We start from the raw sequence: 23,801 nt of genomic DNA, 5'->3' as shown, positions 1-23,801 counted from the left end.
TCGATCATTCACTGGTAAGGGCCGTGACCGGGTCGAGTCGGGCAGCTTTGCGGGCCGGCATAAAGCCGAAAACAACACCGGTGACCAGGGCGCAGCCGAAGGCGCCCAGCACCGCTATCAGGGAGAATGCGACAGCCACTTCGCTGAAAATCAGCACGCCACCGACGATCAGCGCCAGGGCGATGCCGGTGAGGCCGCCCACCACCGAGAGCATCACCGCCTCGGTGAGGAACTGGCGCAGGATGTCGCGCTGGCGTGCGCCGGTAGCCATGCGGATGCCGATTTCGCGGGTACGTTCGCGCACGGTCATGAGCATGATGTTCATCACGCCGATCCCGCCCACCAGCAGCGAAATGGCGGCGATCGAACCGAGCATCAGCGACAGGGTGTTTTGCGTGCGTGCCTCGGCCTGGATCATCGCGGCGTTGTTGGTCAGTTCGAAATCGTGCTTGCCGTCGTGCAGGCGCAGCATCAATTGCTCGATGGCTTTTTCGGTTTCCTTGACCTTGCGCGCGTCGGCGGCGGCGATGGCGATGTACTCGGGATTGTGCGTGCCGAACAGGCGCACACTGGCGGCGGAGTAGGGGATGGCAATGCGGTCGTCGCTGTCGGAGTCGCCGGAGCTGGCGCCTTTTTCGGCGAGCACGCCGACCACCTGGAAGGGTACGTTTTCGATCAGGATGTACTGGCCGATCGGGTTGGCCACGTCCTTGAGCAACTTGGTCCGCACCTTGTGCCCGATCACCGCGACCGCCGCAGCGTTCTGTTCATCGGCGTGGGTGAAGTAGCTGCCTTCGACCACCGGCCAGTTGAAGATCGCCGGGAAATTGGTGTCGTTGCCACCGACATAGCTCATGTGATCAAGGTTGCCGAAACGCACCCCGGCCTCCTGGCCGTTGACCGGCATGATCCGCGTGACCTGGGGCAAGCTGGCGATCGCCGCGACCTCGTCGAGGGTGATGATGCCCATCGGCGTGCGCGGATTGGGCGCCGAGCCGCTGAGGTAAATGATGTTGGAACCGAACGCGCCCATCTGCGCCATCACCTGGCGCTTGCTGCCTTCACCCACGGCTAGCATGACCACCACCGAGGCGACGCCGATGATGATCCCGAGCAAGGTCAGCGCGGTGCGGAACTTGTTGATCCACATCACTCGCCACGCCGCGTGCACGGCATCGACCAATTCGCCCTTCCAGGCGCCGGTGGCTTCGGCGCCTTCACTCAAGCGCTTGCGCAGGTCGACGGCTTGTAGCGCAGCGGGGTTGGCCGAGTTTTGCGCGGTCGGGTTTTCACTGGCGCTGTCACTGATGATCAGGCCGTCGCGGATCTCGATGATGCGTTTGGCCCGGGCCGCCACTTCGCGGTCGTGGGTGATGAGGATCACCACGTGGCCCTGGCTCGCCAGCTCGTCAAGCAGAGCCATGACCTCGGCGCCGCTGTGGCTGTCGAGGGCGCCGGTGGGTTCGTCGGCGAGAATGATGTGGCCGCCGTTCATCAGCGCACGGGCGATCGACACCCGTTGCTGCTGGCCGCCGGAGAGCTGATGGGGGCGGTTGCCGGTGCGCGAAGCCAGGCCGAGGCGGTCGAGCAGGGCGGCGGCGCGGGCGTGGCGTTCGGCGGCCGGGGTACCGGCATAGATCGCCGGCATCTCGACGTTCTCCTGGGCCGAACCGGATGGAATCAGGTGGTAGCCCTGGAACACAAACCCGAAGGCTTCGCGCCGCAGCCAGGCCAGTTCGTCGCTGTCGAGGGCGGCGACGTTTTCCCCGGCGAAGCGGTATTCGCCCGAGGTCGGGCGGTCGAGACAGCCGAGGATGTTCATCAGCGTCGACTTGCCGGAACCGGAGGCGCCGACAATCGCCACGAACTCCCCGGCATGGATCGACAGGTCGATGCCGCGCAATACGTGAACTTCAGGCGCGTCGCCACCGCCGTAGGCTTTGCGGATGTCCGAAAGGTCGATCAGGGGCGTCTGCATTCAGCCGCCACTCCCGTCGACCGGGCCGATCAACAGGTGATCGCCTTCTTGCAGGCCGTCGAGGATCTGCACCCGCAGGCGATCACTGATGCCGGTGCGCACGTTGCGCTGTTCGATGCTGCCGTTTTTGGCGACCACTTGTGCGGTCTGCAGGTCTGGCTGTGCGCCGGTTTGCAGGGCGGCGATGGGCGCGGTGAGGACGTTCTGCGCCTGGCTGGCGACGAAGAACACCTGGGTGGTCATTTCCGCCATCAGCGCGTTGTCGGCATTGTCGACGTCCAGCAGCACGGTGTACAGCACCACGCGGGCACTCCCGCTTTTGCTGGTGCTGGCGGGGCTGCCGCCGCCCTGGCTGGTCTGGTCCAGGGGCTTGGGCGGCACGGGGAGGATTTGCCGCACGGTGCTGGTCCAGCGCCGGGTGCCGCCGCTCAGGGTGGTGAACCAGGCGTGCATGCCGGGTTTGACGTGGCCGATGTCGGCCTCCGAGACCTCGGCCCACACGGTCATTGGCGACAGTTTGGCGATGCGCAGGATCAGCGGTGTCTGCTGTTGGGCGTTGAGGGTCTGGCCCTCGCGGGCATCCAGCGCCACCACTGTGCCGGCCATCGGTGCATAAATCCGCGTGTAGCCGAGCTCCGCCTGATCGCTGCGCAGGCTGGCTTCGGCCTGGCGGATCTGCGCCTGGAACATGTCGATGCGCGCCTGGGTCACGCGCAGTTCGGCCTGGGCGGTCTGCACGTCTTCTTCACGGGTGGCGCCGCCGGCGGCGAGGTTCTGCTGGCGCTGGTATTTCTGCCGGGCCAGTTCGTGTTGCGCCCGCTGTTCCTGCAGCTGCGCCTTGAGGTTTTCGATGGAGAAGCGTCCGGCATCGAGTTTGGCCTGTTGCGTGGACGGGTCGATCTCCACCAGCAACTGGCCTTCCTTGACCCGGTCGCCGACTTCCACGTGGATCTTGTGGATTTGCCCGGAGGCCTGGGCACCGACGTCAACATAGCGCCGCGGTTGCAGGGTGCCCAGGGCGGTGACGCTGCTTTCAATGTCGGCGCGGCTGACCTGGACGGTGGTGAACTGGTCGCGGCCCGGCGGGATGAACTGCCAGGCGGCGACGGCCACCACGGGGATCAGGCAAAGTGCTGCAAGCAGGGCGCGTCGGGTCTGTCGGGGGCGTTTCATGCAGGGTTCCGGCCTTGGGAAATCGGCCCGTCCGGGCAGAGACGGGGAGCTGTCCTAAGGACGATGAAAGCCCCCGGGAATTTAGCCCCGGACACACGACGTAACACCTGTAGGAGCTGCCGCAGGCTGCGATCTTTTGATCTTCGAGGTGGCTGATCATGCTGAAGATCAAAGGATCGCAGCCTGCGGCAGCTCCTACAGGGAGGTGACTATTTACCGCGCATGGTGAAGCAGTACTTTAAATCTATATGAGAATTACTATAAATTACACTTCTCAAATTGCCACTATCGTGCCACTGCGTGTTCCAGCGGTCGCCGAGACGGCTCAAGGACAGCAACCGCACCCCCGTGCGGACGGGAGTCATGTTGGAGAACTACTATCGCGAGCTGGTGTGTTTCCTGAACGCCAGGCTGGGCAACCGTCAGGTGGCCGAAGATGTGGTGCATGACGCTTACCTGCGGGTCCTGGAGCGTTCCAGCGATACACCGATCGAGCAGCCCCGGGCATTCCTTTATCGCACCGCCCTCAACCTGGTCGTCGATGGCCATCGGCGCAACGCCTTGCGGCGCACCGAGCCGCTGGACGTACTCGACAGCGAAGAAAGCTGCTTCATACCTTCACCGCACAAGGTCCTCGATCACGGCGAGCGGCTGGACATGCTCCAGCGTGCCCTGGCGGAACTGCCACGGCTGTGCCGCGAGAGTTTTCTGCTGCGCAAGATCGAGGGCCTGTCCCATCTGGAAATCGCCGGGCAACTGGGCATTTCCCGTGCGCTGGTGGAAAAGCACATCGTCAACGCCATGAAGCATTGCCGTGCGCGGATGCGTCAGTGGGAAGGCCACTGATCCTCCGGGATTCATCAAGCCCCGTTAAATTTAGTTCCATTGTCCTCGTTCCTACTCAACAGACGACCTGTTGTGCGGCCCAAGGCCTGTCAGGTCACTTAGGTTCAATGTCCCGCTGTTGCGGGGAACATCCAGAGGACACTGGAAATGACACAGGCTATTGCATCGCCCCTCGTTCACGACCTGATCGGCGTCGGTTTCGGCCCGTCGAACCTGGCACTGGCCATCGCGCTGCAAGAGCGCGGGGCGAGCCAGGGCAACCTGGATGTGCTGTTTCTCGACAAGCAGGCCGACTACCGCTGGCACGGCAACACCCTGGTGACCCAGAGCGAGTTGCAGATTTCCTTCCTCAAGGACCTGGTGACCCTGCGCAATCCGACCAGCCCTTATTCGTTCGTCAATTACCTCAAGGCTCACGGGCGCCTGGTGGACTTCATCAACCTGGGCACCTTCTATCCGTGCCGCATGGAGTACAACGACTACCTGCGCTGGGTGGCCGGGCAGTTCACGGCGCAAAGCCGCTACGGTGAAGAAGTGCTGACCATCGAGCCGGTGCTGCACAACCATCAGGTCGAGGCATTGCGGGTGATTTCCCGCGATGCGAGCGGCCATCAACAGGTACGCACCACCCGTTCGGTGGTGGTCAGCGCCGGTGGCACGCCGCGTATTCCCGAAGTGTTCAAGGCGCTCAAGGATGATGGCCGGGTGTTCCACCATTCCCAGTACCTGGCGCAGATGGCCAAGCAGCCGTGCGTGAACAACCAGCCGATGAGCATTGCAATCATCGGTGGCGGGCAGAGCGCCGCCGAGGCCTTCATCGATTTGAACGACAGCTTCCCGTCGGTGCAGGTGGACATGATCCTGCGCGGCTCGGCACTCAAGCCGGCCGACGACAGCCCCTTCGTCAACGAAGTGTTCTCGCCGGAGTTCACCGACCTGGTGTTCCAGCAGCCCGACAGCGAGCGCGAGCGACTGGTCAACGAGTACCACAACACCAACTATTCAGTGGTGGACATCGATCTGATCGAGCGTATCTACGGCATCTTCTACCGGCAGAAGGTCTCGGGCATCGCCCGCCATGCGTTCCATACCCTGACCACGATCGAAAAGGCCACCGCCAACGAACGCGGCGTCGAACTGGTGCTGCGCAACAACGCCACCGGTGAAGTCTCGGTGCGTCACTACGATGCCGTGGTCCTGGCCACCGGTTACGAGCGGCAGATGCACCGCAAGCTGCTGGCGCCGCTGGAGGAGTACCTCGGTGACTTTGAAGTCGACCGCAACTACAAACTGATCACCGACGAGCGCTGCAAGGCCGGCCTCTATATGCAGGGCTTTTGCCAGGCCAGCCACGGGCTGAGCGACACCTTGCTGTCGATCCTGCCGATCCGTGCCGATGAGATTGCCGGGTCGTTGTATGAGCATGGCAAGCATCGCGGGCATGGGCGGTCGGTGGTGGATCTGTTGTTGGCCACGGCCAGCTGATTGTCGAAAAGATCGCAGCCTGCGGCAGCTCCTACAGGGGCATGGCGTACGCCTGTAGGAGCTGCCGAAGGCTGCGATCTTTTGCTCTTCCTGAACCCTTCCTGAAGAACCCCGCGTTTCCCCCTGCAAGACTTTGTAACGGGTTTACTCTCCAAACATCGGGGCGTAAGCTTCGCGCGTTTTCATCCATTACGGAGACCCACAGTGGGTACTAGTTCGAGTGACAGTTGTCGGCCGGTCTCGGTAACCGGCATTTTCTCGGCCAGATAACGCGCAGTCTCCTGTGCCGTTGTCTCGCCGACAAGCGAGCAGCGGCATCCTGATCATGGCCAGTCCCGGCCGTGTCCCGACGTCCCTCTCATCGACACTGAACAGTGCGTGGTTCGACTTTTTGTCGTGGCCGCCGCTCTATCGACACGCCTGTCATTCGTGACCGGCGCGCCAGGCCTTGCCTTGCCGGTTGTTCCGGCGGCAAAGGCGTGGACCTGCCTGCTCGACGGTTTCCCGGCTGACCAAAGGGGCACCAGCCATGAAACTTACCCTCAAGGAATTCTTCGCAGGCTTCCTGCGTAACCGCCACATCGCCCGGCACTTCCGTCGCCTGGCGTTGCTGGAAACCTTCACCGACACCACGGTCAGCCGTGAAGTCCCGCCCACCCTGGCGCAAACCCTGGTAACCGCTGCCGGCAGCGACACCGGCCAGTTGCTCAACACACTCGGCTCCCACACCGATGGCTTGAGCGAACCTGAAGCCGATGCCCTGCGCGAGCAATTCGGCCTCAACGAAGTCGAGCACGAACAGCCGCTGCCCTGGTGGACGCACCTGTGGCACTGCTACAAGAATCCGTTCAACCTGCTGCTGACGCTGCTGGCGGTCATCTCCTGGCTGACCGAAGACATGAAAGCCGCCATCGTGATTTTCTCCATGGTGGTGCTCTCGACCTTGCTGCGTTTCTGGCAGGAAACCAAATCCAACCAGGCTGCCGATGCCCTCAAGGCCATGGTCAGCAACACGGCCACCGTGATGCGCCGGGACCTTGAGGCGCGCCGCGCGCCGCGCATCGAACTGCCGATCAAACAACTGGTGCCGGGCGATCTGATCGTGCTGTCGGCCGGGGACATGATTCCCGCCGATTGCCGGGTGCTCAGCGCCAAGGACCTGTTCGTCAGTCAGGCGGCCATGACCGGTGAATCTATGCCGGTGGAAAAATTCCCTCGGCAGCAGGACCGCGACACGCTCAACCCGCTGGACCTGGACAACATCCTGTTCATGGGCACCAACGTGGTGTCCGGCACGGCCATGGCGGTGATCCTCACCACCGGCAACAGCACCTATTTCGGTGCCCTGGCCCAGCGGGTCGGTGCGACGGATCGCGCGCCGACTTCGTTCCAGACCGGCGTCAACAAAGTCAGCTGGCTGTTGATCCGCTTCATGTTCGTGATGGCGCCGCTGGTGTTGTTCATCAACGGTTTCACCAAGGGCGACTGGACCGAAGCGCTGCTGTTCGCGCTGTCGATTGCAGTGGGCCTGACCCCGGAAATGCTGCCGATGATCGTCACCTCGACCCTGGCCAAGGGTGCGGTGTTCCTGTCGCGCAAGAAAGTCATCGTCAAACGCCTCGACGCGATCCAGAACTTTGGCGCCATGGACGTGCTGTGCACCGACAAGACCGGCACCCTGACCCAGGACAAGATCTTCCTGGCGCGCAACGTCGACGTCTGGGGCAACGACTCGGATGACGTGCTGGAAATGGCCTACCTCAACAGCTACTACCAGACCGGCCTGAAAAACCTGCTGGATGTGGCGGTGCTCGAACACGTCGAAATCCACCGTGAACTGAAAGTCGGCACGGCGTTTCGCAAGGTCGATGAGATTCCGTTCGACTTCACTCGCCGGCGCATGTCGGTGGTGGTCGCCGAGCGCGATCAATCGCACCTGCTGATCTGCAAGGGGGCGGTGGAAGAGGTGCTGGCGGTGTGCTCGCGGGTGCGTCACGGCGAAGTCGATGAAGCTTTGAGCGAAGAACTGCTGGCACGCATCCGTCAGGTCACGGCCAACTTCAACGCCGAGGGCCTGCGGGTGGTGGCGGTTGCCGCGCGGCCGATGATCGAAGGCCGCGACACCTACAGCCTGGCCGATGAACAGGCCCTGACGCTGATCGGTTATGTGGCCTTTCTCGATCCGCCGAAAGAAAGCACCGCGCCGGCCCTCAAGGCGCTGGCGGCCCACGGCGTGGCAGTGAAAGTGCTGACCGGCGACAACGAACTGGTGACGGCGAAGATCTGCCGCGAAGTCGGCCTGGAGCAGCAGGGCCTGCTGATGGGCAACGACATCGAGCGCATGAGCGACACCGAGCTGGCGAAAGCCGTGGAGACCACCAACGTCTTCGCCAAACTGACGCCGTCGCACAAGGAGCGCATCGTCCGTCTGCTCAAGGGCAACGGCCATGTGGTCGGTTTCATGGGGGACGGCATCAACGACGCCCCGGCCTTGCGCACTGCCGACATCGGTATTTCCGTGGACAGCGCCGTGGACATCGCCAAGGAGGCGGCCGACATCATCCTGCTGGAAAAGAGCCTGATGGTGCTGGAGGAGGGCGTGCTGGAAGGGCGCCGCACCTTCGCCAACATGCTCAAGTACATCAAGATGACCGCCAGTTCGAACTTCGGCAACGTGTTCTCGGTGCTGGTGGCCAGTGCGTTCATCCCCTTCCTGCCGATGCTGCCGATGCACCTGCTGGTGCAGAACCTGCTCTATGACATTTCGCAGATCGCCATTCCGTTCGATAACGTCGACGACGAGATGCTCAAGCAACCGCAGCGCTGGCAGCCGGCGGATGTCGGGCGCTTCATGCTGTTTTTCGGGCCGATCAGCTCGATCTTCGACATCACCACGTTCGCCTTGATGTGGTACGTGTTCGATGCCAATACCCCGGATCACCAGACCCTGTTCCAGTCCGGCTGGTTCGTGGTCGGGCTGCTGACCCAGACCCTGATCGTGCACATGATCCGCACGCCGAAGATCCCGTTCCTGCAAAGCCGCGCGGCCATGCCGTTGCTGGTGATGACCGGGCTGATCATGGCCGTGGGGATTTTCCTGCCGATGGGCCCGCTGGCGCACTACTTCAAGCTGCAGGCATTGCCATCGCTGTACTTCGTGTTCCTGCCGGTGATCCTGCTGGCGTACATGGCGCTGACCCAGGCGGTGAAGGGGTTCTACATTCGCCGGTTTGGCTGGCAATAAGGCGTGTCCGCATAACCTTTGTGGCGAGGGGGCTTGCCCCCGTTCGGTTGCGCAGCAACCGCAAAAACTGAGAGCACGGTTTACTGGAAGCACCGCGTTTTTCGGTCTTGGGGTCGCTTCGCAACCCAACGGGGGCAAGCCCCCTCGCCACAGGAGATCGTGGGTTTCTTAAGGAATATTTATGCAAGCCATCAACAACCTCAACCTGACCTCCCTGCTCGACACCCTGGTCAGCCTCAGCGCGGCCTTCATCCTCGGTGGCCTGATCGGTTTCGAGCGCCAGTACCGGCAGCGCACCGCCGGCCTGCGCACCAACGTGCTGGTGGCGGTGGGCGCGGCGATTTTCGTCGACATGGCCAACCGGCTCGCCGGTGCCGAAGGCGCCGTGCGGGTCGTGGCGTATGTGGTTTCCGGCATCGGATTTCTCGGTGCCGGGGTGATCATGCGCGAAGAGGGCAATGTGCGCGGCCTCAATACGGCCGCCACCCTCTGGACCTCGGCGGCGGTCGGTGCCTGTGCCGGTGCCGACCTGCTGGCCGAGGCCTTGCTCGGCACGCTGTTCGTGCTCGCGGCCAACACCTTGCTGCGGCCGATCGTCAACAACATCAACCGTCAGCCGCTGGACGTGATTTCGGCGGAAGTCACCAACATCGTCTATGTCATCGCCCGGCGTACGCAGCAGAAAACCGTGCTGGCCTTGCTCGAAGCCGAACTGGAGCGCAGCAACTACCCGGCCAGCGATGTCGATGTGCATGCTTTCGGCACGGATGAAATCGAAATCGAAGCCACCCTGGCGACCACCTCGGTCGACGGTGATGAACTGGATGCCCTGGTGGCACGGATATCGACCTCGACCCTAGTGGTGCAGGCGTTCTGGAGTCCGAGTACTACGGAATGAAGACCAAGGTTTCCCTGGCAAGCGTCAGACTAACCGGCATTTATTTAGGAATATTCCTACATAAACCTAGGAGTGTCTTCCGTAGGCTTTGCGACCTCTTGAAACCGACATCCTTTTGGAGGTCACCTTGCCGGATAAATCCTTGCGCATCCTGATCGCCGATGCGCAGCACTTCAACTGCCTGCGGATCGAGCGGCTGTTCAACCAGCTCGGCTACTTTCGGGTGGCGCCGGTGCACAGCCTCGACGAGCTCCTTCCACTGGTGGAGTACGCTGGCGAACCTCTGGATCTGGTGCTCGTCAATGGGGCGATGGCCAGCGAAGGGCTGGACCTGCTCAGTTTCCTGGTCGACAACCCGCAGGTTCATCACGGGTTTATCTTCAATGAACAGCAAGCGCCGCTGCCGCCCGTCGCGGGCAAGGTCCAGGTCAGCCAGGCCGCTCTGCCTGACCTGGCGTCGATTAAGCAGTTGATGAGCGCCATTGATTGTGGGTTACCGTTCGTCGGAACTGTCATTTCTGTCAGGTAGTACTTTCCAGCCTTCCATGCAAAAGTCTATGCGCAGCGTTGTGCCCAGCTGCTGCGATGCCTGGAGGGCATTTTTTGCCCGATCGTGTTGTTTTGCACGGGAGTTGTCATGAAGTCAGCACTGATTGTGGAAGATCATCCGGTGGTTCGCTCCATGATCAAACTCGTACTCAAGGGCGAAGGATTCAAGCAGATTTACGAGGCCTCCCGTGGCGACGAGGTCCTGTCGTTGATCCGGGAGCATCAACCGGATGTCGTGCTGCTTGATCTGGGCCTTCCCGGGGTGGCGGGGCTTGAGGTGATGGATCGCATCAAGGCCGAAAACACCCGATGTCGCGTGGTGGTGTTCACCTCGCTGGAGGCGCAGTTTTATCAGGACCGCTGCATGCGTGCCGGGGCTGTGGCCTATGTTTCCAAGAGCAAGGACCTGGATGACCTGAAGGCGGCGGTGAATTCGGTGATGGCCGGCTACACCTATTTCGCCCAGCTCCCTTCGAGTTCCGTGGCGATGGGGGAGTTGCAACGCAGTGAAAAGCAACTGATCGACAAGCTCTCCAATCGTGAACTGACCATTCTGCAGTACCTGGCCCGGGGTTCGAAAAACCTGGAAATCGCCGAGATCATGCACCTGAGCTACAAGACCGTCAGTACCTACAAGACCCGACTGACCCTCAAGCTCAACATGAGCTCGTCGGTGCACCTGAGGGATTTCGCCCTGCGCAATCATCTGATCTGAATGAACCTTCTCCGACGGCTGGCGGGTTGGGTGCTGACGGGCCTTCTTCTCTGGGCGCCGACTGTCGGTGCGCAACAGTCGTTGACCCTGTTGGGGCGCTCGAGTGCCGAAGGCCTGAGCGCCGGCTTGTCGGACACCGAGTTGCGCTGGCTGCAGCAAAAGGGCCGATTGGTGCTGGCTGTCTCGGCGCCGGACTATCCCCCCTTCGAGTTCAATACGGCGGGCAAGGTGTTCGAAGGCCTGACAGCCGATTACGCCGGGTTGCTCGAACAATTGTTGAACGTCATCGTAGAGGTGCACTGTTATCCGTCGCGAGCCGACGCGGTGCAGGCCATCAAGGAGGGGCGGGCGGACCTGCTGGGAACGGCCAATCGATTTGAGGCCGAAGATCCGCAGCTGCAAATGTCCAGCGCCTACGCGGTCGATCAGCCGGTGCTGGTCACGCGTACCGATTTCCCTCCGGTGCTCGACCCGACACTGGCCGGCAAGCGGCTAGTGATGCTGTATCACTACTTGCCCGAATACAGCGTGCAACAGTTCTATTCCAGGGCGCAGGTCCAGTTGTTTCCCTCGACGCTGGCGGCGATGGGGGCCGTGGCTTTCGGCCAGGCCGATGTCTACCTGGGCGATGCGATCAATGCCCACTATCTGATCAGCAAGAACTACCTGAACAACGTGCAACTGACTGACTTCTCGCCCATGGAGTCCGGGCGTTTTGCCTTTGCGATGGCCCGCGACAACGATTCGCTGTTGCACATCGTCAACAAGGCGCTGGCGGCCATCACCACCAATAAACAAATGAATATCCTGCGTCGTTGGGGGGCAAACGGGGTGTCGATCCCCGGCACCCAGTCATTGCAATTGAGCGTGGCCGAACAGCTCTGGCTCGAGCGCCACCCGCGGGTGAGGGTCGCGATCAACGAAAACATCCCGCCGATTTCATTTATCGACAGCGAAGGCAAGTTTCGCGGCATCGGTGTCGATGTGCTGGCGAAAATCAGTGTGCGCACCGGGCTGCAATTTGACATCCGCGGCATGAAGTCGGTGGCCGAGATGATGACCGGCATCAGGAATGGACAGATCGATGTGCTGGCCGGTATCGGCCTCAGTTCCCAGCGTGAAGATGAACTGCTGTTCACCCGGGCGTTTCTGAGCAGCCCTTCGGTACTGGTGACTCGCGTAGCCGCGGACAGCCCCAGGACCCTGGATGACATGGCGGGAAGGACGCTGGCGCTGACCCAGGGCAACATTGCCGGTGAGTACCTTCGCAAGCATTACCCGCAGATCCAGATGGTGGATGCGCCACTGTCGACGGACGCCATGGAAATGGTCGCCCAGGGCAAGGCCCACGGCGGCATCAACTCGTTGATCAGCGCCCGTTACCTGATTTCCCGTCAGTATCGCGATCGCCTGCAAGTGACCAGCACCGTGGGCACCGACCCCGCCCGCAGCACCCTGGCGACCAGTCGCGAGGCCACTGAGTTGCATTCGATCCTGGACAAGGCGCTGCTCAGCATCCCGCCCGAAGAAATCGACGAGCTGACCCAGCCCTGGCGCTATGACTCGATGGTCGAGCAGAGTTACTGGCTGCGACACCGACAGGCGATCGTTCAGGCGTTTGCGCTGGCGGGGGTCTTGCTGTTGCTCGCGTTGGCCGGGATCGTCTGGCAACGGCGGCAGATTCGCCAGCGTCAGCAATTGCTCGGGCAATTGCAGGAAGCCAAGGACGCGGCGGACGACGCCAACCGGGCCAAGACCACGTTCCTGGCCACCATGAGCCATGAGATTCGCACGCCGATGAACGCCTTGATCGGCATGCTCGAACTGGCGCTCAAGCGGGCCGATGAAGGGGTGACCGACCGTGCCGCCATCGAGGTGGCGTCCAACGCCGGGCAGCAGTTGCTGGATTTGATCGGCGACATTCTGGACGTCGCCCGGATCGAGTCGGGGCATTTGTCGCTGGCGCCGGAGCGGGTCAACCTGCATGCGCTGGTGGCATCGGTCTGCCGGGTGTTCGAAGGGCTGGCGATTCAGAAGAATCTGCAATGGCGGGTCGAGCTCGCCGAGCACAGTGACCGCGATGTGATGCTCGATCCCGTGCGCTTCAAACAAGTGCTGTCCAATCTGCTGAGCAACGCCATCAAGTTCACCCGTGAAGGCCAGGTGAGCCTGACACTGCGAGTGCGGCCGCAAGCTCCGGCGCATCTCGCCGTCAGCGTGCGGATCGAGGACAGCGGCATCGGCATCAGTGCTTTTGACCAGCAACGCCTGTTCAGCCCGTTCGTGCAGGCCGATAACAATCAGCAGACTGCCCGGCAAGGGTCCGGCCTGGGCCTGGTGATCAGTCGCACCCTGTGCGAAATGATGGGCGGGCAGTTGCATCTCGACAGTGAGCTTGGGCGCGGCACCCGGGTGGACATCAGCCTGGTGCTGCCCGCCCTGCAAGCGTTGCCCGCGGAGGAGATGCCCCAGGACTCGGCGCAGCTCACGACCCGGGCGTTGTCGATCCTGGTGGTCGACGATTACCCGGCCAATCGCCTGCTGCTCTCGCGGCAGTTGAGCTATCTGGGCCACCGTGTGGTGCTGGCGGAGGACGGGGCGCAGGGGCTTGAACAGTGGCGCGGACAGGGTTTTGAACAGAGTTTCGAACTGGTCATTACCGACTGCAACATGCCGGTGCTCAGTGGTTATGATTTGGCCGGCGCGATACGTGAGCAAGAGCGGTTGCAGGGGCTGTCGCCGACGCTGATCCTGGGCTTTACCGCCAATGCGCAGGCCGAGGAGAAAGCCCGGTGTCAGGCGGCGGGCATGGACGATTGTCTGTTCAAACCCATTCGCCTGGTGGATCTGCAGGCGTGGCTGGCCCAGCGGTTTTCCAGCGCTTCCCCGGCGGCAAATGACGATCCAGGCTTGGCCGGGTTCGACTTGAGCGGGCTGGAGCGCTATGCGGAATCGGATCGTGAGCTGATCGATCAACTGTTGCACGATCTGGCGTTGACCAACCGCGAGGACCGCGTGCATTTGCTGGCCTTGCACACCAGCGGCAATCGCCCGGGTTTGCAGACGCTGGCACACCGGATCAAGGGCGGGGCGCTGATGGTGCGAGCGCTTGCCCTGGTCGAGTGTTGCGAACAACTGGAGCGGGCGTGCAATGACGGCCGCGCGGCACTGATCGACGCCGCCGTCGACCAGTTGCAGCAAGCCATGGCCCGCCTGGACCAGCGTCTCGAGCAGGACTGAGGATCAATCCCAATCCGGTGCGATGCCTTTGGGGCTGGTCAAACGGTGGCCGCGGTCCAGTGTTGCGATCAAGGCCATGTCGGCCTCGCTCAAGGTCAGTTCGCGAGCCTTCAGGTTGCTTTCCAGGTTGGTCCGGCGAGTGGACGACGGGATCACCGAGTAACCCGATTGCATGGCCCACGCCAGGGTGACCTGAGCCGGCGTCGCTTGCAGGCGTTCGGCGATCTGCTGGATGAGCGGGTCCTTGAGGACTTCACCGTACGCCAGGGTCATGTAGGACGTGATGCCAATGCCCTGGCTCTGCGCGAACGCGACGACCTTGCGGTTTTGCAGGTAGGGGTGCAGTTCGATCTGGTTCGCGGCGATGTGCTCGGCGCCGATGGCCGCAATCGCCTGTTTCATCAGGTCGAGGGTGAAGTTGGACACGCCGATCTGTCGGGTCAGGCCCATGCGTTTGGCTTCAAGCAGGGCGCCCATGAACGCTGCGACAGGCACTTGATCGTCCGGCGACGGCCAGTGGATCAGGGTCAGGTCCAGGTAATCGGTCTGCAGTTTGCCCAGGCTTTCCTTCAGGCTGTCGATCAGTCGATCACCGGCCAGGTTGGCGACCCAGATCTTGCTGGTGATGAACAGGTCTTCCCGGGCGATGCCGCTGGCGGCGATAGCCTCGCCGACCTCGGCTTCGTTCTCGTAGATTTGTGCGGTATCGATCACCCGGTAACCGAGCGCCAGGGCGGTGCTCACCGAATCGATGACCACCTGGCCTTGCAAGCGAAACGTACCCAGGCCGAAGGCGGGAATGGACATTGATGACTCCAGAGGTTGCAGTGGGAATGGGCGGCAGTATCCGCGCTGGCATCCGTGAGAAAAACCGCTGGATTGGCAAAGCAATGTTTACCGTAAATCAAGAATCATCGGCAGTCTGGTTGGGTTAGGGTGTCTGATCCGACGCCTTCGCGAGCAAGCCCGCTCCCACATTTGGAATGCATTTCCCTGTGGGAGCGGGCTTGCTCGCGAAGGGGGCGACTCGGTTTCAGAATCTTTCCCCCCCGCACTTCAAAGCTTGCCGCTGCCTTCAAGCAATATCACTGCGACTGAATTCCTCCCCGAGAAAATCGATCAACGTGCGCACCGACGGCAGCAACCCCCGACGCGAGGGGAAGATCGCATGGATCACACCGCTCTTCGGTGCCCAGCCCGGCACCAGTTCCACCAGTTGTCCGGCAGCGATTTCATCGCGCACCACCACGCTGGGCAGGTGCACGATGCCGATCCCGGCGACCGCCGCATGGCGCAAAGCCAACAGGTCATCGGTGACCATGCGCGGGGCATGCCGGATCATCGCCGTGCTGCCATCGGCGCCGAACAGTTCCCACTGATATTCGCGCTGCGCCGCGCCCCAGTGCAGGCTTGGCAAGCCGCTGAGGTCGGCCGGGGAGGCCGGTGTCGACAGGCGCGATAAAAAGGCCGGGCTGCCAACCACGCTCTGGGTGCTGTTGCCCAGCACCTTCATCACCATGTCAGTGTTTTCCAGCGGTGGAAAGCGTACCCGCAGGGCAATGTCGATGCCTTCGTGAATCAGATCTACCCGGCGGTTGGTGCTCTCGATGAACACTTCCACCAACGGGTACTTGAGCATGTAGCGGGTCAGCATCGGCCCGACCCAGGTGTTGAGCAGCGCCGTCGGGCAACTGATACGCACTATGCCCTGAGGCTCGGAGCGGTTGCGTTCGATCAGTTCGGCGGCGCTTTCCGCCTCCACCCGCATGGCCAGGCAGCGCTGGTAATACGCCTGGCCGATTTCCGTCAATGAGCAATGCCGGCTGGTGCGGTGCAGCAGGCGCACGCCGAGGCGTTCTTCAAGCTCGGCAATGCGTCGGCTGAGCTTCGACTTGGGCATGTCCAGTGCCCGGCCGGCCGCAGCGAAACCGTGATGCTCCACCACTTGGGTGAAGTAGTAGAGGGTGTTGAGGTCTTCCACCATCGTTCTCCAAATAGAACGCTAAAGCTGATTTTTGCAGTCTAGCGCAGCAAAGGTCACGGTTTTAAGCTTTGTCCATGGCTTCACACCCCTCATCAGGAGACACCATGAAAAACATCATCGGTATCTACACCAGTCCACGGACCCATTGGGTTGGCGACGGTTTTCCGGTTCGCACGCTGTTTTCCTACGACAACCTGGGCAAACACATCAGTCCGTTCCTGTTGCTCGATCACGCCGGCCCCGCTGAATTCACCCCGACCACCGAGCGACGTGGCGTTGGTCAGCATCCTCATCGTGGCTTTGAAACCGTGACTATCGTTTACAAGGGCGAACTGGAGCACCGGGATTCCACCGGCAGCGGCGGCAAGATCGGCCCCGGCGATGTGCAATGGATGACCGCGGCCTCGGGGATCCTGCACGAAGAGTTTCACTCCGACGGTTTCGCCAAAAGCGGCGGCACCCTGGAGATGGTGCAACTGTGGGTCAACCTGCCGGCCAGGGACAAAATGGCCGATCCCGGCTACCAGACGATTCTCGATGCTGACATCCCGAGCATCGCCTTGAAAAACAACGCCGGCAGCCTGCGCCTGATCGCCGGTGAGTTCGACGGCCACAAGGGCCCGGCACGCACCTTTACCCCGGTCGACCTGTGGGACATCCGTTTGAATGCCGGCAAATTGCTCACCCTTGACCTGCATGAAGGGCGCAACACCGCACTGGTGGTCTTGCGTGGCACGGTTCAGGTCAACGGTCTGGAACCGGTGCGCCAGGGGCAACTGGCCCTGTTCGATCGCAAGGGCGATCAGATGACCCTCGATGCCAGCGAAGACGCGGTGGTGTTGTTGCTCAGCGGCGAGCCGATCGACGAGCCGATCGTCGGTCACGGGCCGTTCGTGATGAACACCGAGCAAGAAATCCACCAGGCCTTCGCCGACTTCCAATCCGGCCGCTTCGGCCGGATGCACGCTTAATTCACAGCGCTTCAACACCCGACTCTACACAGGATGAGTAGGCCGGTTTTCAGGCCAGGGATGGCTGTTGCCCAAAAGAAAGAGGAAACGCACATGAGTACTGTCTACGCGGCCAACTTCAACGGCCAGAAACCGACCATCGATCCTAACGACAGCGCGATGCTGTTGATCGATCACCAGAGCGGACTGTTCCAGATCGTCAAGGACATGGATGTGCCGCAACTGCGCGCTAACGCCATAGCCCTGGCCAAGGCTGCAACCTTGCTGAAAATGCCGGTGATTACCACGGCTTCCGTTCCCCAGGGGCCGAACGGGCCGCTGATTCCGGAAATCCACGAGGCCGCACCCCATGCGCAGTACGTGGCGCGCAAAGGCGAAATCAACGCCTGGGACAACCCGGAGTTTCACGCGGCGGTCAAAGCCACCGGCAAGAAAACCCTGGTGATCGCCGGCACCCTGACCAGCGTGTGCCTGGCGTTCCCGTCCATCGCCGCCGTGCATGAAGGCTACAAGGTGTTTGCGGTGGTCGACGCCTCCGGCAACCACTCGAAACTGGCCACCGACCTGACCGTTGCCCGCCTGGCCCAGGCCGGGGTGGTGCCGATCGACATCATGGCGACGCTCTCTGAGCTGCAAGGCTCGTGGAACCGCCCCGATGCCGAACAGTGGGCCGCTGTCTACGCCCAGGCCATGCCGCATTATCAACTGCTGATCGAGAGCTACCTCAAGGCCCAGCAAGTGGCGAACGAACACGAGGCGCTGGATTCCCAGCGCTAACCGGCTGACCCACGCCGATCTCCAATCGGCATCGATAACCTGCGAGGATTACTGCAATGACCACTTCCTACAAGCGTCTGGACAAGGACAACGCCGCCGTTCTGCTGGTGGATCATCAGACCGGCCTGCTGTCACTGGTCCGTGACATCGATCCTGATCGCTTCAAGAACAATGTGCTGGCCCTGGCCGACCTGGCCAAGTACTTCAAGCTGCCGACCATCCTTACCACCAGTTTCGAAACCGGCCCCAACGGCCCGCTGGTGCCCGAGCTCAAGGCGCAGTTCCCCGACGCGCCGTACATCGCTCGCCCTGGCCAGATCAACGCCTGGGACAACGAAGACTTCGTCAAGGCGATCAAGGCCACCGGCAAGAAGCAACTGATCATCGCCGGCGTAGTGACCGAAGTCTGCGTGGCGTTCCCGGCACTGTCGGCGCTGGCCGAAGGCTTCGATGTGTTCGTGGTTACCGACGCGTCCGGCACCTTCAACGAACTGACCCGCGAATCGGCATGGAGCCGCATGACCGCCCAGGGCGCGCAATTGATGACCTGGTTCGGCCTGGCCTGTGAACTGCACCGCGACTGGCGCAACGATATCGAAGGGTTGGGCACACTGTTCTCCAACCATATTCCGGACTACCGCAACCTGATGACCAGCTACAGCACGCTGACCAACAGCAAATAACTTCGGCATCACGCATCCCCCTGTGGGAGCGGGCTTGCTCGCGAACGCGGTGTGTCAAACAACATAAACGTTGCCTGACACACCGCCTTCGCGAGCAAGCCCGCTCCCACAGTTTTTTTGGTGTCCATCGAGACGTGTTCATCCAGCGAAATCAATTGCTCCTACACTAGTGCCAATCCACGCTATCTTCGCGTCATTGGCCCTGGATGGAGTTGCTTGATGCTGTCATTGCTCACTGAACACCCATTGATCTGCGCCATGGCGCTGATCCTGATCGATCTCGGGTTGTGGTATTTGCTCAGCGCCGCGGGCAGTGCCTGGCGGCTGCTGGTGCGGGTGGTGATTTTCTCGTTGTTCAGCCTCCTGTTGTTCAACGAAGGCCTGAACCCGATGGAGCCGCCGCCCTGGGCCGATAACGTGCCATTGCACCTGGCCGCCACCGGCTTGCAGATCGGCTGGTGGTTGTTCGGCGCGCGGACCCTGACCGTGTTGATCGGCGCGGTGATGATGCAACGGGTCGGGCATACCGGGCGCTTGCTCCAGGATTTGCTTGGCGCGGTGATTTTCCTGATCGCGGTGATTGCGGCCCTGGCCTATGTGCTGGAACTGCCGGTCAAGGGCGTGCTGGCCACCTCCGGCGCGTTGGCGATCATCGTCGGCCTGGCGTTGCAAAGTACCCTCAGCGACGTGTTCTCCGGGATCGTCCTCAACACCACCAAGCCCTATCAACTGGATGACTACATCTCCATCGACGGCATGGAGGGCAAGGTGACCGACATCGACTGGCGCGCCACCCGCCTGCAGACCTCCCAGGGCTGCATGGCGGTGATTCCCAATTCGTTGGCAGCCAAGGCCAAGATCATCAATTTCAGCAGGCCGAACGACATGTTCGGTATCTCCGTATCCCTGGAAGTGAGCCCTCATGCTAGGCCGAACACGGTGATCGACGCGTTGGAGCGGGCCATGCAAGGTTGCCGTGCGCTGCTGGATAAACCGTCACCCAGCGTTGGCCTGAAAACGTCCAGCAACACCGGAGCGATCTACGAAATCAGCGGGTTTGTCGCGTCGATGGATGAGAAACGCTCGGTGCGCAATCAGCTGTACGACTTGGCCTACCGGCATTTGCAGGCGTCCGGGGTCAATTTGTTGTCGAGCGTGGAGCCCAGCCCGCCGATCAACTCGACACGCAAACGGGCCTTGCTGGACAGCTCGCCGATTTTCTCCACCCTGCGTCAGGAAGAGAAAGACACGTTCAGCCAGAACATGACCCTGCAAACCTTTCGCGCCGGGGAGGTGATCCTGGAAGCGGAGGAGGTCAGCGATCACTTGTTCATTATCGAGTCCGGCGTGATCTCGGTGACCGTGATGCGCCACGGAACGCCCTACGAATCCGGGCGCATGGGGCCGGGGGAGGTGATCGGCGAGGCGGGTATTCTCACCGACAGCGCGCTGCCTGCGCAGTTTACCGCCAAGACATTCTGTGGCCTGTACCGCATCGAAAAGTCCTACCTCAAGCCGTGCCTGGATGCCCGTCACGACATCAACAATGCAATGAAAGCCTTGCTCGATTACCGGCTGCAAAAAGCGAAAACCCTGACTCAGGAGCTGCCGGTGGCGGTGGAGAAAAAGGGCTTTCTGCGGTGGTTGCGCAGACACACCGAGGTTTAATTTCACCCAAGGGTTAAGTTTTCAAGGTTGTAAGTGTTCATTTTTTGCTATAGCCAAGGGCTATATATTTAATTCGGTAGTGTTCTATAAAGCTGTCATTTATGACAGCAGTAGTTATTTTCTGCTGAGAGTAGCTTTACCCTCTCTTAACTCATTATTTATGAGGGCATGGAAATGGCTGGCGAAGAGATTCAAATGCAGACCTTTAAATTCCAGAGCCTGGAGCGTCCGGACTGGATGATCAAGGCAGGTCTGGACAAGGGGACGTTTCATGATCGACATGACTTGGGAGTTGTACTTCCCTATGGTACCGAGATTTACTTTCGCCTGAAAACACCGGCATCAAACATCGGTGTGCAATTACGTTTGCTGAATGATGACGGAAAGACGGAAAAACAATCTGAAGTAAAAACGGAATGGCGTTCACTGTTTGCTACCGTGGCTTCGGTGCCTTTTGTCGATACTCGATACACAGAAAAAGCTGGCGAGTTGATTGAAATTGAAGTGACGTTTGTGGGTGATGTAACCAGGTTGTCGAAATATTATTCTGGTACGCAGGGGGAGGCTTTTTTTACAAGCTGGAATGCGACGGGTGCTGCATTTGCTCTGTTGTGCACGAAGTATGCACAAATTTTAGTGCCTGTAAAAGACAAGGTTTTTTTATCGAGTCTAGGCGGGTTGCAAAAACTATCTGATTACTATGATCAATTGTTCGAGTACTTTAATTACTTGACGGGCCTGTCATTTGATACGACGGTGCCCACTGACAGGAATATTCCCAATCGTTATTTTATGAAGGCTGACAAGTCGGGAGGAGGAGCCGCTTATTATGGCGGGGGGTGGACCGCAGAAGTGGGTGGTTCAGTTGCTGGTTTCTGGTTGGATGTCGAGGCGACAAATTGGGGCTGTCTACACGAAGTGAGTCATGGTTATCAAGGGATTTTTTTTAGTGATGAAGTTATCCAGATGGGCGAAATTTGGAATAATGTCCTGTCTCAACTCTATCAGGATAAGTGGTTGGGGGCTGATGTTTACAGTAAGGGATGGCTTTACACTTCGGGGGAAGAAAGATTCTACGCTGACGCCAGGAAAGTATTTGATCTAGGTATGAGTAGTGCAGGTCCTGCCGGTCACGTTGTACTGTTTTTTTACATGCTGATTATTTGGAAGGCGGGCGAGAAAGGTTTGGCGGAGTTTTATCAGCGTTACCGTCGCATAAGCAATATTTCAACGGTTGACGCCGTGAATTACCCGGCGATGGATATGCTGAGCAGCGTCTCTATTGATGTCGGGAACGCTGATGTGTCCGGGTTCATGGAATATGTAAAGGTTAAACTGACCAGGCGTCAGATCATAGAAAATTCCTACAGCGGTGCGACACCCGTTTGTCCGCTTTATGTACCCCTGGCGCCATCTGATCCAGAAGCGTTTCGGAAAATGGTAGGTGTGAGAAGTTTCTTGCATCTTGTGAGCACTGCCCAGTTGGCCGTCACCGGCTTGAAAGGTGGGGTGATTTTTAAATTTAAACCTGATGTTTACAATCAAGTTGTTGGCAAGTCCTTGGTTTTAAAGAGTGGAAGCGGGAAGTCCAGGGTGATAAGCGTCAGGGGTCAAAGCAATTTGGTGGCAGATTTGCCTGTGGGAATATATTCCTTGCAGTTGCCTTCTGCTCGTGTTGGTGGTTTTGAAGCTGACAGATTCTATGTGGTGGTTCGAGAAGGTATAAACGAGTTTGATTGTGTTTATGTTGATAAGCGGGCAAGTGTTTTTGCAGATCAAACAATCTATTTAGGAGGACTCTACGGCGACTTTGGTACGATTAGGGTGAATATTTCGCAAGGCGCGTTGGTATTTGATATATCGTCGGAAAATCCTCACGAATATTTTAAAGATGAATTATATACAAAGGTGACTATAAAAAACTCTGAGGGCAGGCTGGTTTTTGAGCGCGAAATTTTGGGGGAGACTACTTTATTTCATCTGGAGCTTTCAATTTCCCTTGGTTTTACGATTGAAGTCATTCATGTGGAGCCTGATCGCTTGAGAGTGTCGAATGTCGTGAGCGGGTCACCTGTCATCGATGAAACTAATAAAGTAAATATTTTGACGGTTACGGAGCTTGGTCTTGTCAATCAAGATCTGGGAACCGATGCTGGTGAAAACTTGAAGGTTGCCATGGAACGAGTCGCTGAAGTTTACGAGCGATTGCCTCATCTGGTTCTGCATGATGACTTTCCGATGAAAGGTGATTTTGTACGTGCCATTAATTTGTTTGCCGAACCTGAGCGAAGTGAGTTGTTTTCACGTTATAAAAAAATTGAGTTTTCTACTCCTGGCACGAATGGTAATGCGGGTGGTAATGTCGTATGGTATCTAAAGGGGTTTGATGATGGTTTGATAGGGCTTGTAAGTTTTAAACTTTCAGAAAACCTGGTTGAGTTAAAAATCTTTCCCGTGATGCCGCATAGTTATTTTGCCTTCCCGTATGTTGCCGTTGTTCTCAAATCAAGCAATGGCGAAATTCGATATTTGCGTGAGCTGCGAGGAGATGCCCTCGCCGAGGAAGAGTCGGTGGTGCTTTCATTTACAACAGGTGACACCGTCAGTGTCATGCACAAAGAGCCTAGCCGTAATTATCTGGAGGATGAAGATGGTTTCCGGTATGCGACGGGGCTCGTTCAACATGCTACCTACAGCGCTCTACGGCGATTGGAGCTGTCCAGCTACTGGTCGACAACTTTGGACAATCCCGACTCTGAAAATGCCTCGAAGGAATGCAAAGTTGATGGCTAGATCGGTTTTGAAACGATGATCGAAGAGTTGACGTTATTGCGTTAATCAGAGACTCGTTCACCCTACGTTATCTTGCGGCGGACCCTTGCATTTAGCCCCGGCGCGTGAGTGTCCGGCGACTGATGCCTTCGTAGCGCAAGGCTCGTTGCCTGGCTTGGGCATGCTCGGCACTTCGGCTTCCGGCAGGGGAGCGCAGACCAAGTGATGGCAATTCTGAAATAGCCCTTCCTTCAGGAAGCCACCGCCAATGGCCTCCTCGACTTCTGGAATATTGGCTATTTGTGCAGACCAACCGAGGGACTAACGTAGCGACACACCCACTTGCCCTGGAGCACGTCATGCAACCCCGTATCGATTTCTACACTGCCAGCCCCGACGCCCTCAAGGCGATGATCGCCCTGGAAACCGCAGTGTCGAAGCTGCCGCTGGAAAAAAACCTGATTGAACTGGTCAAGCTGCGCGCTTCGCAGATCAACGGCTGTGCCTTCTGCATCGACATGCACACCGCCGATGCGATCAAGGGTGGCGAAACCCCGCGTCGTCTGTTCGCCGTGACGGCCTGGCGCGAGGCGCCGTTTTTCACCGAGCGTGAACGCGCTGCGCTGCTGTGGACCGAATCCCTGACCCAGCTCAGCCTGACCCACGCTCCGGACGAAGACTACGAAGTGGTCAGCGCACAGTTCACGCCCAAGGAAATGGTCGACCTGACCGTCGCCATCAGCACCATCAACAGCTGGAACCGCCTGGCAGTCGGCTTCCGTAAAACGCCTCAGGCCTGATGTTCAACCAACCGCCGA

Annotated in this window: 17 protein-coding genes; 13 read left to right on the top strand and 4 right to left on the bottom strand. The window is 59.7% G+C overall.

Translation table 11 applies throughout. From position 1 onward, the window contains the following. Positions 1 to 4: 4 nt before the first annotated feature. The gene (locus ACEN83_RS21555; RefSeq protein ID WP_495578367.1) at positions 5 to 1,978 is read right to left on the bottom strand and encodes a MacB family efflux pump subunit; all 1,974 of its coding nucleotides are present in this window, start codon (positions 1,976 to 1,978) and stop codon (positions 5 to 7) included. After that, the gene (locus ACEN83_RS21550; RefSeq protein ID WP_495578366.1) at positions 1,979 to 3,151 is read right to left on the bottom strand and encodes an efflux RND transporter periplasmic adaptor subunit; all 1,173 of its coding nucleotides are present in this window, start codon (positions 3,149 to 3,151) and stop codon (positions 1,979 to 1,981) included. A 363-nt stretch (positions 3,152 to 3,514) separates the two neighbouring features. Between ACEN83_RS21550 and ACEN83_RS21545 the strand changes: the two genes are divergently transcribed. The 7 genes from ACEN83_RS21545 to ACEN83_RS21515 all read left to right on the top strand — a co-directional run bounded on the left by ACEN83_RS21545 (position 3,515) and on the right by ACEN83_RS21515 (position 14,128). After that, positions 3,515 to 3,997: a sigma-70 family RNA polymerase sigma factor gene (locus ACEN83_RS21545; protein WP_495578365.1), complete on the top strand. Its 483-nt coding sequence runs from the start codon at positions 3,515 to 3,517 to the stop codon at positions 3,995 to 3,997. A gap of 147 nt (positions 3,998 to 4,144) precedes the next feature. Continuing rightward, positions 4,145 to 5,482, top strand: a complete 1,338-nt coding sequence (locus ACEN83_RS21540) for a lysine N(6)-hydroxylase/L-ornithine N(5)-oxygenase family protein (protein WP_258681976.1) — start codon at positions 4,145 to 4,147, stop codon at positions 5,480 to 5,482. A gap of 529 nt (positions 5,483 to 6,011) precedes the next feature. Then, positions 6,012 to 8,726, top strand: coding sequence for a magnesium-translocating P-type ATPase (gene mgtA / locus ACEN83_RS21535; RefSeq protein ID WP_495578364.1), 2,715 nt, complete (start codon positions 6,012 to 6,014; stop codon positions 8,724 to 8,726). Between the two features lie 181 nt (positions 8,727 to 8,907). Then, the gene (locus tag ACEN83_RS21530; RefSeq protein ID WP_007999644.1) at positions 8,908 to 9,624 is read left to right on the top strand and encodes an MgtC/SapB family protein; all 717 of its coding nucleotides are present in this window, start codon (positions 8,908 to 8,910) and stop codon (positions 9,622 to 9,624) included. 127 nt (positions 9,625 to 9,751) lie between these two features. Then, the gene (locus tag ACEN83_RS21525; protein WP_495578363.1) at positions 9,752 to 10,153 is read left to right on the top strand and encodes an ANTAR domain-containing protein; all 402 of its coding nucleotides are present in this window, start codon (positions 9,752 to 9,754) and stop codon (positions 10,151 to 10,153) included. Positions 10,154 to 10,261: 108 nt separating this feature from the next. Further along, positions 10,262 to 10,888, top strand: coding sequence for a response regulator transcription factor (locus ACEN83_RS21520; RefSeq protein ID WP_218479359.1), 627 nt, complete (start codon positions 10,262 to 10,264; stop codon positions 10,886 to 10,888). Then, on the top strand, positions 10,889 to 14,128 hold the full coding sequence (locus tag ACEN83_RS21515; RefSeq protein WP_495578362.1) for a transporter substrate-binding domain-containing protein: 3,240 nt from the start codon (positions 10,889 to 10,891) through the stop codon (positions 14,126 to 14,128). Between the two features lie 3 nt (positions 14,129 to 14,131). Here the strand turns inward: ACEN83_RS21515 and dkgB are convergent, their stop codons facing one another. Together dkgB and ACEN83_RS21505 are read right to left on the bottom strand one after the other, a co-directional pair. Then, complete coding sequence (dkgB, locus tag ACEN83_RS21510) at positions 14,132 to 14,935, bottom strand: 2,5-didehydrogluconate reductase DkgB (RefSeq protein WP_495578361.1); 804 nt, start codon at positions 14,933 to 14,935, stop codon at positions 14,132 to 14,134. 268 nt (positions 14,936 to 15,203) lie between these two features. Further along, a complete protein-coding gene (locus ACEN83_RS21505) occupies positions 15,204 to 16,112 on the bottom strand; it encodes a LysR family transcriptional regulator (RefSeq protein ID WP_007977979.1) in 909 nt (302 codons plus the stop codon). A 104-nt stretch (positions 16,113 to 16,216) separates the two neighbouring features. Between ACEN83_RS21505 and ACEN83_RS21500 the strand changes: the two genes are divergently transcribed. From ACEN83_RS21500 to ACEN83_RS21475, 6 genes are all read left to right on the top strand, one after another. Continuing rightward, positions 16,217 to 17,083: a pirin family protein gene (locus tag ACEN83_RS21500; RefSeq protein ID WP_495578360.1), complete on the top strand. Its 867-nt coding sequence runs from the start codon at positions 16,217 to 16,219 to the stop codon at positions 17,081 to 17,083. 93 nt (positions 17,084 to 17,176) lie between these two features. Continuing rightward, a complete protein-coding gene (locus tag ACEN83_RS21495) occupies positions 17,177 to 17,860 on the top strand; it encodes an isochorismatase family protein (RefSeq protein WP_007977982.1) in 684 nt (227 codons plus the stop codon). 56 nt (positions 17,861 to 17,916) lie between these two features. Beyond that, entirely contained in the window at positions 17,917 to 18,543 is a 627-nt protein-coding gene (gene ycaC / locus ACEN83_RS21490; RefSeq protein WP_007977984.1) for an isochorismate family cysteine hydrolase YcaC, read from the top strand. 219 nt (positions 18,544 to 18,762) lie between these two features. Further along, the gene (locus tag ACEN83_RS21485) at positions 18,763 to 20,211 is read left to right on the top strand and encodes a mechanosensitive ion channel domain-containing protein (RefSeq protein WP_495578359.1); all 1,449 of its coding nucleotides are present in this window, start codon (positions 18,763 to 18,765) and stop codon (positions 20,209 to 20,211) included. Between the two features lie 174 nt (positions 20,212 to 20,385). Continuing rightward, a complete protein-coding gene (locus ACEN83_RS21480; RefSeq protein ID WP_495578358.1) occupies positions 20,386 to 23,004 on the top strand; it encodes a putative mucin/carbohydrate-binding domain-containing protein in 2,619 nt (872 codons plus the stop codon). Positions 23,005 to 23,342: 338 nt separating this feature from the next. Then, positions 23,343 to 23,783: a carboxymuconolactone decarboxylase family protein gene (locus ACEN83_RS21475; RefSeq protein WP_095968033.1), complete on the top strand. Its 441-nt coding sequence runs from the start codon at positions 23,343 to 23,345 to the stop codon at positions 23,781 to 23,783. The last annotated feature ends 18 nt before the right edge of the window (positions 23,784 to 23,801 follow it).

Source organism: Pseudomonas sp. Pseusp49, assembly GCF_059491875.1.
Note: the sequence above shows the minus strand (reverse complement) of the source record. Positions and strands in the feature narration are given on the sequence as shown.